We start from the raw sequence: 13,327 nt of genomic DNA on the forward strand, positions 1-13,327 counted from the left end.
TAGGTAGATAGCCGAAATCTTGTTCACGCGACGAGCAATTAGTCGCCACCGTCAGGTCGGGGCAGAGGTTCGGTCGAACCCCATGACGATAGCCAGCGCTTGACCGCGTCGTGGCTGATCAATCGCCCATCGCGCACGTCCGTGTCGGCCCGCCCATCGGCCTCAGCCTCCGCTGCTGAATCACTAGTATCGAACAAGGCGTTCTCACGGATCACCCGTCAGAGATACACCCCAGCGCTAACCACGACCAGCGACAACTCACGCCCAGCCACACCAGGGCGACCGCTTCCCCCCACCATATTGCCGCGCGAGGCCGTGGCGGACCAGTATCGCGCCCAGCGACTTCCCACCCCTCTCAACGATACGCAGCTTCCGCCCATAGCGGTCGACGTCGCGCTTGATCGGGGTCAGCGTGAAGGGGCCGGCGTTGAGCAGCGCCTGCATCTTCAGCGTTGCCGCCTGCCCCAGCCGCGCTTCGCGGGCGCAGCGGGGCGGGTGGGTTTCGGGCGTGTCGATGTCGGCGATGCGGATCTTGGTGCCCGCCATCCAGAACGTGTCGCCGTCGACCATGCAGTCGATCCGCTTGGCGTGGCCGCAGATCGTGAAGCGCGCGGAGACCGGCTTGCCGCCCGACAGCGCGGACGCGGCCGCCGCGATGGTCGACGCCGCGCTGGCGACGCCCGCCGCAGTGGCAAGCGCGCCCGTCGCGGTGGTGGCGGCACCGGCATTGGTCGCGGCGCCCGCCGCGGCGGTCGCGGCGGCCGACGCCTCCGCCTTGGCCTTGGCCGCGTCTGCACCCCAACCCCAGCCACCCGGCACGCGCAGATGCCCGGCAGGCCAGGCGATGCCGAACCCGGTCGGCCATTCGATCTTGAATCCGGGCGGTACCAGCGCCGCCCAGTCGATCTGGCGGATCACCGGCATCATCAGCCCGAGCAGCACGCCGTAGAACACCAGGCGGAGTTGCAGCAGGACTCCCGGCTTTGCGCCGCGCCCGGACCCTCCGCGCCCACGCGTGGCGCCAGCGCGATTGCCGCCGAGCAACCGCATGAAATCAAACACATACTCCATCATCGCCCGCGCGTACGCGCGCGCGCGCGGAAGTCACCGTACCGCCACCCGAACTTGCGGCGAGCGGAGTCGGAAACGAGGCGAACGCATCGTGAACATCGCTGATCCCATGCGCGCGTGGCAAAGTGGATTCACGCGACCGATCGGATTTCGATGTCGGCTGGTTTCGGAGTAAGAAGGCCAGATACGTGACGGCATATATTGCCAAGGCGACGACGCACCGCGCGAAGGCTCCGACCAGGCCGTCATAACTGACGGGCAGGACGACCGGACCTGCCCCTATATCGCCCTCTGCATCTTCGATCTCGCCGCCGATCCCGCACCGGGAGGCATCTCGGTCAGGATCGCCATGGCGAAGACGGCGAATACGCTGTCCTACATGGGCAAGCCGTGCCCAGATCGACACATGGCATCGCTCCGATACATCCTCCCGAACACCCGGTTCGCCATCGCCGCCGTGCCATAGAGCAGGGCCGCACCTGGCCGATTTGAGGCAGTGCGAGGAATCGTGCGAGCGTCTACACTTCCTATACTTCACTCGCCAACCCACTGGAAACGCTGGACACACGAAGGGCGGGAAATGGCCCTAGCCACTCCCCGCCCCCGTTACGCGTCCAGCTTATGCCTCTTGCGAGGCGCAAGGCTTAGAAGTGCGTGATGATACCGAGCATCGGACGGAAGCTCTGTGCCGCACCGAAGGTGTTGACCTCTGCGCGGATGCGGAAGCCTGCGTTGCCGGTGATGCCCTTCAGGCCGATGCTCTGCGGACCGACTTCTGCGCCGATGCCGTAGGTCACTGCGTGATAGTCACGACCGGTGTCTGCGACGACGTTCGAACGACCCGAGAAATGGTCGAAGTTGACCCACTGGTAGCCGACCTTGCCGTAGATCAGGCCGCTGTCGCCAGCGCGGAAGCCGAAGCGGCCTGCTGCGCCGTATTCCCAATCGATGTTGCCATCGATGCCCTTGATCACGTTGCCTTCTGCGCCGACGAAGACCGGGCCGAGCGGCACGTTGACGCCGATGACGCCCTGGACCAGCGAGCCCGATGGCTTGTAGCTGCGACGGGTCGAACCGTCAGCGTTGATCGCCTGCGGGATGCCGTGACCTGCCTCGTTGTCGAACTGCTCCCAGCCGCCCATCACGCCGAAATACGGCTCGATGCCGAATGCCTTCGAGCCGTCGGGCGCTGCTGCTTCGCCGGGCTGTGCGCTGTTGTCGGTGGGGGCTGGTGCCGACATGTCCTGCGCGAAGGCGGGAACTGCGACCGTTGCGGCGGCGAGGGCGATTGCCAGGGAAAGCTTACGCATGAGTTTGACCTTATATCGTGTGTTGCGTGGATCCCCGACTGCACGGTGCGTCGGTTCGGTCCAGGCAAGTCGAAACCGGCCGGCGGTCACATGGTTGCACAAAAAACGTCACATTCAGGGAACTGCCAGGGAACTGTTCGCCTGTGTTGCGTTACAGCAACGGTTCCTGTCATTTACATGAACGAACTGTGGCGCAAACGGCATGGTATAGGCAGAAATACAGCGGAAAAGCGGCAAAAAGCAGCGGTCTACGCTGTTAACGCTCTGCGTTTACCAGCTGGTGACAATCCGTGTGCGACGCAGCATCCATGGGATTTTAACGCCTGTTCCGCAGCCGTTGGGCGGCCTTGTTCTGGTCGGCGGGAATCTTGTGGACGGCCTATGACGTGGCCAGCGATGCGCCGGAACCGGCGGCAACCAACGCTTCGTCGGGGAATGTCGTCCAAGGATCCACCGACGCGATCGGCGCTACGTACAACGCAGGCGATCTCGCGGCCCTGGCCAACGCCACGGGCTGAAGGCGACGCGCCCGTACGAGGCGCGTCGCAGATCGTTCAGGGCTTCAGCGCGACGTCGTCGGCGTCCTTCAGGTCTTCGTCGTCGTCGATCGTGTCGTCGTCGAGTTCGTCCTGGACGTCGTCCTCGTCCATGTCGGCTTCGTCCATCGTCACGGACGAGTCCGTCTCGCCGACCTCTTCCGAATCCATCTTGGTCTCGTCGATCGACTCGTCGTCGGTGTCGTCTTCGCCCAGATCGGGTTCGAGGTCGGTCAGGATGATGCCGTCGCTCGGCCCGTTGCGCGTGGCCTCGAGGATCTCGGCGCGCTGGCTCTCGTCATAGCCTTCTTCGTCGTAGCCGTCGTCGCCCGATCCGGCACTCGGCACCTGATGTCCGCCCATGGTCACACTCCCTCGTTCCAGGACGCCCGCACGTTGCGGGCCTACCAGATGCGAACGGTGGACGTGCGCGGTGGTTCCTTCAAGCGCGGACGGGTGCGGTCGACGCCGGCCGGAACAAGCGCCCCCGCTCGGTCACGAGAATGGCGACCAGCGCCGCCAACCCTGCGAGCAAGAACCCGCCGACCAGCGGCACGGTAGTGCCGTCGAACGCCTGCCCGATCAGCGCGCCGAACACCGCGCCGACCGTGACGCTCAGGAATCCCTGCACGCTCGACGCGGTACCGGCGATCCGCCCCATATTCTCCATCGCCATCGCCGAGAAGTTCGACGTCGCCAGCCCGAAACAGCCGAGCGTGAGCGCCTGGAAGACCGCGAAACTCACCAACGTCTCGAACCCGATCTCGATCGCGAACAGGTGGACGAGCGACACCAGGATCAGCACCGACAGCGCGCCATGGCTGATCAACCGAGTCCCCAGCCGCATCACGATCCGCGAGTTGAGCAGGTTGCACGCCGCCATCGTCACCGACGTCGTCGCGAAGATCAACGCGAGCAACGTCGGCTTGTGGAACACGTCCGCCATGATCTGCTGGATCGAATTGAGATAGCCGTACAGCGCCCCCATCAACGCGGTCGAGGCGAGCGTATAGCCCAGCGAATTGCGATCGCTCAACGTCTGCCGCCAATCGCTGAAGATACGCCCCGGCGTGATCGGCAGGACGTTCTCGGGCGCCAGCGTCTCGGGCATCCGCAGGTAGAACCAGACCAGCACGCCCAGCGTCAACACCGCCACCGTCCAGAAGATCGCGCGCCAGTCGCCGAACTGCAGCACCGTCCAGCCGAACGTCGGCGCCAATATCGGGACGATCATGAACACCATGAACGCGATCGACATCACCCGCGCCATCGCCCGCCCGTGATAGCAGTCGCGGACCAAAGCAATCGTCGCCACCCGCGCCGCGGCGATCACTGCGCCACCGAACGCGCGCGCCGCCAGCAGCAGCGTGAAACTCCCAGCAGTCGCGCACGCGACGTTGGCGATGATGTACAGGACGAGCGACCACAACAGCACCGTCCGCCGCCCGAACCGATCCGCGAGCGGCCCGTGGACGAGTTGCGCGACGCCGAAGCCGATCACGAACGCGGTGACGACGAACTGCCGTCCGTTCTCGGTCGCGACACCGAGCGAGTCGCCGATCGCCGGCAGCGCTGGCAGCATCGAGTCGATGCCGAGCGCAGTCAGCGACATCAACGAGGCGACGAGCGCGACGAACTCGACGAAACCGATCGGCGCGCCGCGCATCGCTGGCGCGTCGGATTGGGGATCCTGGGTCTGCATGATGCGTGCGCCTTTACCCGCTCGGCCGGTCTTGCGGAACCCGCTAACCGGCGCAGGGCTGATGATTGCGCGATGCGCCGCCGCCCCCTATCTGTATTGTCAGAACAACACACTTCGGAGACAGCCATGATCCGTCCGCTCTTTACCGCTGCTGTAGGCCTTACCAGCGTGCTCGCACTGTCCGCCTGCGATCGCTCGAACGAAGGCGCATCGGTCTCGATCAACGCCGATGGCGGCAACGTCCTCGGCGCGATCGACGGCGAGACCGGCGAGATGAAGATCGACGTGCCCGGCTTCCAGGGCTCGGTGAAGCTGCCGAAGATCAAGATCGACACGAGCAATTTCGATCTCAACGGCGTGCGGCTGTATCCGGGGTCGTCGATCAAGACGCTGAACATCGTCGGCGACGACAAGGCGGGCGGGTTGCGCGTCGCCTTCGCCAGCCCGGCAACACCCACTATCGTCCGCGACTGGTTCGCACAGCGGCTCGGGAAGGTCGGCTACCAGGTCCATCCCGAGGGCGCGAACCTGATCGGCACCACCGACGAGAACAAACCCTTCCGCCTCGAACTCGCGCCCGACGGCAAGGACAAGGCGACCGGCACGATCGTCATCAGCGGCTAGTCTACGATCGTCCCTCGCCAAGGGGAGGATTGAAATCTCGCCCCAACCTAACCCAGGCATTTGGCACGCCACCCCCGATCGCCTATATCGGGCATCCCCCAAACCGGACACGCACCCCATGCTCGATACGCCCGCCGCCCAGGTCCCGACGCTCAGCCTCGCCACGCAGGATACCGACCCCGACGGTTTCGCCGCCGCGTTCGGCGAATCGTTCGAGCGCTACGGCTTTGCGATCGTCGCCGACCACGGCATCCCCGCCGACCTGATCGAGCGGGCCTGGGCCGAGACGAAGCTCCTGTTCGACCTCCCCGAGGACGAAAAGCGCGGCTACCACATCCCCGGCGGCGGCGGCGCGCGCGGCTACACGCCGTTCAAGACCGAGATCGCCAAGGACGCCAAGGTCGTCGACCTCAAGGAATTCTGGCACGTCGGCCGCGAACTCCCCGAGGGTCATCGTTACGCGGACACGATGGCCCCCAACGTCTGGCCGACGCGTCCCGAGGGCTTCAAGCCGGTCTTCCTCGAACTCTTCGCCGCATTCGATCGCGCCGGCGACAAGCTCCTCTCGGCGATCGCACGCCACCTGAAGCTCAAGCCCGACTGGTTCGACCCGGCGGTCAAGGACGGCAACAGCATCCTCCGCTTGCTGCATTACCCACCGATCCCCGCCGACGCCGAGGGCGTCCGCGCCGGCGCGCATGAGGACATCAACCTCATCACCCTGTTGCTTGGTGCCGAGGAAGCGGGCCTCGAACTGCTCGACCGCGCCAACGGCCGCTGGCTGTCGATCAAGCCGCCCGAGGGCGCGATGGTCGTCAACGTCGGCGACATGCTCCAGCGGCTGACCAACAACGTGCTCCCCTCGACCACGCACCGCGTCGTCAACCCGCCCCCCGAGCGTCGCGGCCACTCACGCTATTCGATGCCGTTCTTCCTCCACCCCGCGCCGGATTTCCTGATCGAGACGCTGCCGGGCACGATCACACCGGACAACGCGAACCGCTATCCAAACCCGATCACCGCGCACGACTACCTGTACGAGCGCCTCGTCGAGATCGGGCTGATCAAGAAGTAGAGGCATCATGTTTCCCCGCGAAGGCGGGGATCCAGACTGGGCTCCCGCCTTCGCGGGAGAACAAGGAACGCTGGCACTGACCACTGCACCACCCCGGCGAAGGCCGGGGCCCAGTTGGAAAGGTGGTCGTAACGACGCGCACCGCTCTATTATCGCCGTCTCCCAACTGGGCCCCGGCCTCCGCCGGGGTGGCGCATCTCTCGGGAAGGCTAAAGCGCGCAAACACCCCACCGCTTTTCTCCCCACCTGATACCCAACAACCACGCTTCGCCCATTGGAGCCCGCCCCCGCATCCGCTAGACCGCGCGCGATGCCCCATCTCTATCTCGTCGACGGCTCCGGCTATATCTTCCGCGCCTATCACCGGCTGCCGCCGCTCACCAACAAGCATGGCGAGCCGGTCGGCGCGGTGTATGGCTATACGACGATGCTGTGGAAGCTCGCGGACGAGGTCCACGCCGCCGATGGCCCCACGCACATGGCGGTCATTCTCGACAAGTCGTCGAAGACCTTCCGCAACGATCTCTACGACAAGTACAAGGCGCAGCGTCCCCCGCCGCCCGAAGATCTCGTCCCGCAGTTCCCGATGATCCGCGACGCCACGCGCGCGTTCAGCCTCCCCTGCATCGAGACCGAGGGACTCGAAGCCGACGACATCATAGCGTGTTACGCGAAGGCCGCGCTCGCCCAAGGCTGGGAAGTCACGATCGTCAGTTCCGACAAGGACCTGATGCAGCTGATCGAGCCCGGCCTCGACATGTACGACACGATGAACAACCGGCGGCTCGGCGCGGAGCATGTCGCGGAGAAATTCCACGGCGTCTCCCCCGCGCAGCTCGGCGACGTGCTCGCGCTGATGGGCGATAGCGTCGACAACGTCCCCGGCGTCCCCGGCGTCGGCCCCAAGACCGCGGCGAAACTGATCCTCGAACACGGCGATCTCGAATCCGTACTCGCCGCCGCCGACGGCATGAAGAAGGGCAAGCTCCGCGACAACCTGATCGAGCATGCCGAGATGGCCCGGCTGTCCAAAGTGCTCGTCACGCTCAAATGCGACGTCGCGCTGCCCGAACCGCTCGAAGATCTCGAACTCAAGGGCATCCCCGACGCCCCCCTTCGTGCGTTCCTCGAACATCACGGCTTCAAGTCGCTGATCGCCAAGCTTTCCGCGGTCGCCGAAGCCCCCGTCGCCGAACCGGCAAGCACAGCCGAGTTCGACGAGGACGAGCCCTGCAAGCACGACGACTACGAAACCGTCGTCGACGAAGCCGCACTCGATCGCTGGATCACCGTCGCCCGCCATCAAGGCTGGATCGCCATCGACACCGAGACCACCGGCATCGACGCGACGCGCGCCGATCTCGTCGGGGTGAGCATGGCGCTGCATCCGAACCTCGCCTGCTACGTACCTATCGCGCATGGCGGGACGGATTTGCTCGCGGAAAACCCGGTCCAGCTCGATCGCGCGCTCGTGCTAGAGAAGCTGAAGCCACTGCTGGAAGACCCGAGCGTCCTGAAGATCGGCCACAACCTCAAATACGACATGATCGTCCTCGGCCGCGCCTATGCGTCGACGGGCGGCGTGAACATCGCGCCGTTCGACGACACCATCGTGATGAGCTTCGATCTCGACGCCGGCCTGCACGGCCACGGCATGGACGAACTCGCCGCCACGCACCTCTCGCACAGCTGCATCGCGTTCAAGGACGTCGTCGGCACCGGCAAGACGCAGCGGACCTTCAACGAAATCGACCTCAAGGCCGCCACGCGCTACGCCGCCGAGGACGCCGACGTCACGCTCCGTCTCTGGCGCCGGTTCAAGCGTCGCCTGCCCGCGGAGGGCTCGACGCGCGTGTACGAGATGGTCGATCGCCCGCTCGTCCCCGTCATCGCGCAGATGGAGATGCACGGGATCAAGGTCGACGCCGCCAAACTGTCGAAGCTCTCGACCGAGTTCGCCGGCCAGATGGCGAGCCTCGAAACCGAGATCCACGCGCTCGCGGGCGCGCCGTTCACGATCGGCAGCCCCAAGCAATTGGGCGACGTGTTGTTCGAGAAGATGGGCATCAAGGGCGGCCGCAAAGGCAAGTCCGGCGTCTATTCGACCGACGTCAACGAACTCGAGCGGATCGCGGCGGACAAGGATTCGCCCGGCGCGGTGATCGCGCGGAAGGTGCTCGACTGGCGCCAGCTATCGAAGCTGAAATCGACCTACACCGACGCATTGCAGGCACAGATCAACCCGGCGACGGGCCGCGTCCATACGTCCTACTCGCTGACCGGCGCACAGACCGGTCGCCTGTCGTCGACCGATCCCAACCTGCAGAACATCCCGATCCGCACCGAGATCGGCCGCCAGATCCGCGACGCGTTCGTGGCGGAACCCGGCAACGTGATCCTCGCCGCCGATTACTCGCAGATCGAGCTGCGGCTGGCCGCGCACATGGCGAACGTCCCCGCGCTGAAGGCCGCGTTCGCGAACGGCGACGATATCCACAGCCTCACCGCGCAGGAACTGTTTGGCGAGGTCAACCGCGACACCCGTGGCCGCGCGAAGACGATCAACTTCGCGATCCTCTACGGCATCTCGCGCTGGGGCCTCGCGGGGCGTTTGGACGTGTCGGCGGACGAAGCGCAGGCGATGATCGACCGCTATTTCGACCGCTTCCCCGGTATCTCCAACTACATCGTCGAGACCACGGAAAGCGTTCGCGCGAGCGGCTTTACCACCACGCTGTTCGGACGCAAAACGCACTTCCCCCGCATCCGTTCGAAGATCCAGCACGAGCGGCAGGGCGCCGAGCGCGCGGCGATCAACGCGCCGATCCAGGGGACGAGCGCCGACATCATCAAGCGCGCGATGGTGCGGATGGGGCCGGCGTTGCTCGAAGCGGGCCTGCCCAATGTCCGCATGCTGCTTCAGGTCCACGACGAACTCGTGTTCGAATTGCCGGAAGGTGACGTGGAGGCAGCCAAGCCCGTGATCGAGCAGGTCATGGCGAACGCCGCGCAACCCGCGGTGACGCTCGACGTCCCACTCGGCATCGAAATTGGCACCGGCCTTAGCTGGGGAGCGGCACATTGAACGCGCAGGGCGGCAGCCGGCCATGTCCGGCTGACTCGCACCAGCGCGGCCGGCGGAGCGTTCGCTCCGACCGACGACGCGGCTTTGCCGCGGCGCGATCCACGAATGGCGCAGCAGCGTGACCGAGGCCACGCAGGATATCGACACGCTCGCCAAGGGTGGTCGGACCAACATCGCCGGCTTCGTCCTCCGCCTCGCCGCGCGAATCCCGTTCCTGTTCATCGCCGGCCGCATCTACGGCCCTGACCTCGTCGGCCGGTTCGCGATTGCCGTAGTGGTCGTCGAACTCGCCGCGCTCCTTGCCACGCTCGGTTTAAAGCGCGGTCTAGCCCAGGCGCTCAGCAGCGCCGACCGCCCGCACGCCAACGTCGTATGGGACGCGATGGCGGTCGCGTTCGTCGCGTCTCTAGTCGCTAGCGCCGTGCTCTGCACGTTCCCGCAGATCATGTATCCGAACAGCGCGATTACCGGGCTCGACCGGTTCCTGCCGCTGATTATCGTCGCGATCGCCTGGTCCGACGTCAGCCTCGCCGCGCTCGCGTACAGGCTCAACGTCAAGGCGGCAGTGACCGCCCGCGCGGTGGTCGAGCCCTGGACGATCTCGATCGCCGCCTGGGCGTTCTCTTACTTCACGATCCGCGACGGCCTGGTCCTTAGTTACGTCGCGTCGATGACCGCGGCGCTGATCGCCAGCCTCGTGCCGTTCCTGCGCAGCTACGGTGTGCCGCGCGGCTGGAAACCCCAGCTCCGTCCATTGTACGCGCTCGCCCGCGCCAACGTACCCCTGGCCGGCGCGGACATCCTCGAATGGGGTAGCCGCAACGTCGATCGCTTCATCCTCGGCGTGATGTTCGAACCGAAAATCGTCGGCATCTATTACATGGCGCAGCAGGTCGCGAGCCTCCCGCAGAAACTGAAGACCAGCTTCGACCCGATCCTCGGCCCCGTCATCACCCACAGCCTCGCGATCAACGACTGCGCCGCGATCGCCAATCAGGTCCGCCAGGTCGCGTTCTGGATCATGGCCGCGCAAGGGGGACTCGCGCTGATGGGCTCGATCCCAGGTGAAGCGGTGATGGGCGTGGTCGGCCCGCAGTTCGTCGCCGGCACCGCCGCGCTCGCGTTCCTGCTGACCGCCGAAGTGCTCGCGTCGACCGGCGCGGTCAGCGAATCCGCCCTCGTCTACATCGCCCGCCACCGGAACCTGATGATCTCGGCGGCAATGCTCGCGTTCCAGATCGGGCTCAGTTTCGCGCTGATCTTCACGATCCGTAAGCTCGGCTACCCGGTCAATTACCAGGCGGCCGGCCCGGCGATCGCGCTGATGCTGTCGGTCGGGGTGACGTCGATCATCAAGTCGAAGCTGCTCGGGCACCTGCTCGGCGCCAACGTATCGCCGTGGCGCTGGCCGCTGATCTGGGCCGCGCTCGCCGCGATCGTAGTCGGTGGCGCGTTCACCGCGCTACCCAAGCGTTACGAATGGGTCGAACTCGCGATCGGCGAACCCGCGATCGCGGCCACCTATCTCTACATCCTGTGGAAATACGCATTCGGCCCCGCCGACCGCGCCCTGTTCGGCAAGTCGACGCCAGTCGGCGAGGCGACGCTGCCGAATGCCGGATCACCGATACGCTAACGCGATCAGTATGCGCGGGCGACCGCGAACTCGACGGCTTCGATCATGGCGTCCTTCGCTTCGCCGTTGGGGAAGCCACCGATCGAGTCGATCGCACGCTGGCCGTAATGCCGGGCGCGTGCGAAGGTGTCGTCGATCGCGCGAGTCGAGCGGATCAGGCGGATCGCGTGCTGGAGATCGGCCTCGCTATCGCGGCGGCCTTCGACGGCATCCTTCCAGAACGCACGGTCCTCGGCCGAGCCACGCGCATAGGCGAGGATCACCGGAAGAGTCATCTTGCCCTCGCGGAAGTCGTCACCCGCGTCCTTGCCCATCGTGTCCGCGTCCGAGACGTAGTCGATCGCGTCGTCGACGAGCTGGAACGCGATGCCCAGGTTGCGGCCATAGGCGTCGAGCGCGGCTTCCTCTGCCTCGGAGCGATCGGCAACGACCGCCGAAATCCGGCACGCGGCCGCGAACAGCGCCGCGGTCTTCGCGCCGATGATGTCGAGATAGCGCTCCTCGCCAAGATCGACGCGGCGCGCGGCGGTGAGCTGGTTGACCTCGCCCTCGGCGATGACCGCGCTGGTCGACGACAGGATCTTCAGCGCCTTGAGACTGCCCGCCTCGACCATCAGTTCGAAGCTGCGGCTGAACAGGAAATCGCCGACCAGCACGCTCGCGGGATTGCCCCAGATGATGTTGGCGGTGCGCTTGCCCCGGCGCAGGTCGGAGCCATCGACGACGTCGTCGTGGAGCAGCGTCGCGGTATGGATGAATTCGACCGCGGCGGCGAGCAGGTGGTGCTGCGTACCGGTATAGTCGATCAGTTGCGCGCTCGCGAGCGTCAGCATCGGCCGCATCCGCTTGCCCCCACCCGCGATCAGGTGACCGGCGAGTTCGGGGATCAGCGGGATTTCCGACTCCATCCGGCCGCGGATCACCGCATTGACCTGGTCCATGTCGCCGGAGACGAGTTTGACCATCGGGTCCAGCGACGGCTGGGACTCGGGATTGGAACGTATGGTTTCGAGGCGGTGGACGGTGGCGCTCATCTCACCGAGCCTCTGACGCCTATGCCCCTGCAAAGCAACCCTTGCCGGGCTCTGCCTGGCCCTGCCGAGCCTTGCCGGGCCTTGCCGGGCCTTGCGGAGTAGGACGCATCCCCGCAAAAGGCGCCCGAACCAATCTGGAAGGGTGTGCGATGGCTGACGACCTGCTGAACGGATATCGCCAGAGCATCGACAATATCGATGCGGCACTGATCCACATGCTTGCCGAGCGCTTCAAGGTGACGCAGGCGGTCGGCCGGCACAAGGCCACGCACGGGCTTCCGCCCGCCGATCCAGGTCGCGAGGAACGCCAGATCACAAGGCTGCGGCAGCTTGCGGCGGATGCGCAGCTCGATCCGGAATTCTCGGAGAAATTCCTGCGCTTCATCATCGACGAAGTGATCCGCCACCACGAGCGGCTGGCGCACGATCACGCCTGATACGGATCGGTCCCGATCGGCGTAAGTGTCACGATCCGTGACGAAAACGTCATTCATTCTCCACCTGTCGATCATCCAGGCAGGTGCAATCGGTTGTCGATGACGCGTGTTCGCCGAGCCCTGATCGTTCTCGCCCTGATCGTCGCTTTGGCGATGGGTGTGATGGGCTGGCTGGGCTATTTCGGGGGGGCGCTGTTCACCGACATAGCCGCGCGCAGCACCTCCGACCGGGCGCCGTTTGCGGTCGTGCTGCTGTCGGGCGACATCGGCTTCAACACGGGCATGAGCCCCGACATCGCGGAGCGTCTTGCCGCCGACGGTATTCCCGTGGTCGGCGTCAATACGCTGACCTATCTGCGCAAGACCCGCACGCCCGCGGAGATCACCTCGCTGATCGCACGGGCCGAGCAACGCGCGCTGCGATTGGGGCATACCGACCGCGTCGTGCTGATCGGCGTGTCGTTCGGCGCGGACATGCTTCACGTCGGTCTCGTCGGGTTGCCCGCGAGCCTGCGCGACAAGGTGACGCGAGTCGCGCTGATCGTGCCCGAGAATACCGTACAGTTCCGCGCGTCGCCGGGTGAGATCTTCGATTACTGGACGCCGACCAGCGATGCGCTGCCGACTGCGCGGCAGCTCACTTGGGCACCCTTGCTGTGCATCCACGGCATCGTGGAAGCCCACAGCTTGTGTCCGCTGCTGAAGCAGCCCAATGCCCGGATCATTGCCCTGCCGGGGGGGCACCCGCTTCACCGCGACGCCGATGCGCTTTACGCTACGGTCTCGCGGTTCGTATTCGCGCATTAAGGATCGATCG

General features: G+C 65.6%; 12 protein-coding genes. 6 read left to right on the top strand and 6 right to left on the bottom strand.

All coding sequences use genetic code 11. The annotated features are described in order from the left end of the window. Nucleotides 1-38 precede the first annotated feature (38 nt). The 5 genes from IFT67_RS21055 to IFT67_RS07075 all read right to left on the bottom strand — a co-directional run bounded on the left by IFT67_RS21055 (nt 39) and on the right by IFT67_RS07075 (nt 4,619). The gene (locus IFT67_RS21055; protein ID WP_524539092.1) at nt 39-215 is read right to left on the bottom strand and encodes an antitoxin; all 177 of its coding nucleotides are present in this window, start codon (nt 213-215) and stop codon (nt 39-41) included. A gap of 43 nt (nt 216-258) precedes the next feature. Continuing rightward, a complete protein-coding gene (locus tag IFT67_RS20560) occupies nt 259-1,062 on the bottom strand; it encodes a thermonuclease family protein (RefSeq protein WP_342450576.1) in 804 nt (267 codons plus the stop codon). A gap of 653 nt (nt 1,063-1,715) precedes the next feature. Beyond that, entirely contained in the window at nt 1,716-2,381 is a 666-nt protein-coding gene (locus IFT67_RS07065) for an outer membrane protein (protein WP_107963864.1), read from the bottom strand. Nucleotides 2,382-2,935: 554 nt separating this feature from the next. Continuing rightward, on the bottom strand, nt 2,936-3,280 hold the full coding sequence (locus IFT67_RS07070) for a hypothetical protein (protein ID WP_056065779.1): 345 nt from the start codon (nt 3,278-3,280) through the stop codon (nt 2,936-2,938). A 79-nt stretch (nt 3,281-3,359) separates the two neighbouring features. After that, nucleotides 3,360-4,619, bottom strand: a complete 1,260-nt coding sequence (locus tag IFT67_RS07075; RefSeq protein WP_192145811.1) for a multidrug effflux MFS transporter — start codon at nt 4,617-4,619, stop codon at nt 3,360-3,362. Between the two features lie 126 nt (nt 4,620-4,745). Here IFT67_RS07075 and IFT67_RS07080 point away from each other — a divergent pair, with 126 nt between their 5' ends. The 4 genes from IFT67_RS07080 (at nt 4,746) to IFT67_RS07095 (ending at nt 11,039) form a co-directional block, all read left to right on the top strand. Then, nucleotides 4,746-5,243, top strand: coding sequence for a hypothetical protein (locus tag IFT67_RS07080; protein ID WP_192145813.1), 498 nt, complete (start codon nt 4,746-4,748; stop codon nt 5,241-5,243). 118 nt (nt 5,244-5,361) lie between these two features. Continuing rightward, nucleotides 5,362-6,318 (top strand): isopenicillin N synthase family dioxygenase, encoded by a 957-nt coding sequence (locus tag IFT67_RS07085; protein ID WP_056055084.1) that lies wholly within the window; start codon nt 5,362-5,364, stop codon nt 6,316-6,318. A 310-nt stretch (nt 6,319-6,628) separates the two neighbouring features. Then, on the top strand, nt 6,629-9,403 hold the full coding sequence (polA, locus tag IFT67_RS07090) for a DNA polymerase I (RefSeq protein ID WP_192145815.1): 2,775 nt from the start codon (nt 6,629-6,631) through the stop codon (nt 9,401-9,403). A 118-nt stretch (nt 9,404-9,521) separates the two neighbouring features. Continuing rightward, nucleotides 9,522-11,039 carry an oligosaccharide flippase family protein gene (locus tag IFT67_RS07095; RefSeq protein ID WP_192145817.1) on the top strand — a complete coding sequence of 506 codons (1,518 nt, stop codon included), beginning with the start codon at nt 9,522-9,524 and terminating at the stop codon, nt 11,037-11,039. A gap of 5 nt (nt 11,040-11,044) precedes the next feature. On the opposite strand, the gene IFT67_RS07100 is transcribed toward IFT67_RS07095, so the two are convergent. Continuing rightward, on the bottom strand, nt 11,045-12,073 hold the full coding sequence (locus IFT67_RS07100) for a polyprenyl synthetase family protein (protein ID WP_192145819.1): 1,029 nt from the start codon (nt 12,071-12,073) through the stop codon (nt 11,045-11,047). Nucleotides 12,074-12,222: 149 nt separating this feature from the next. Between IFT67_RS07100 and IFT67_RS07105 the strand changes: the two genes are divergently transcribed. Next, the gene (locus IFT67_RS07105) at nt 12,223-12,510 is read left to right on the top strand and encodes a chorismate mutase (protein ID WP_192145821.1); all 288 of its coding nucleotides are present in this window, start codon (nt 12,223-12,225) and stop codon (nt 12,508-12,510) included. A 99-nt stretch (nt 12,511-12,609) separates the two neighbouring features. After that, nucleotides 12,610-13,317, top strand: coding sequence for an AcvB/VirJ family lysyl-phosphatidylglycerol hydrolase (locus IFT67_RS07110; RefSeq protein ID WP_192145823.1), 708 nt, complete (start codon nt 12,610-12,612; stop codon nt 13,315-13,317). Nucleotides 13,318-13,327 lie beyond the last annotated feature (10 nt).

The organism is Sphingomonas sp. CFBP 13728 (assembly GCF_014841895.1).
Classification (GTDB): Bacteria; Pseudomonadota; Alphaproteobacteria; order Sphingomonadales; family Sphingomonadaceae; genus Sphingomonas.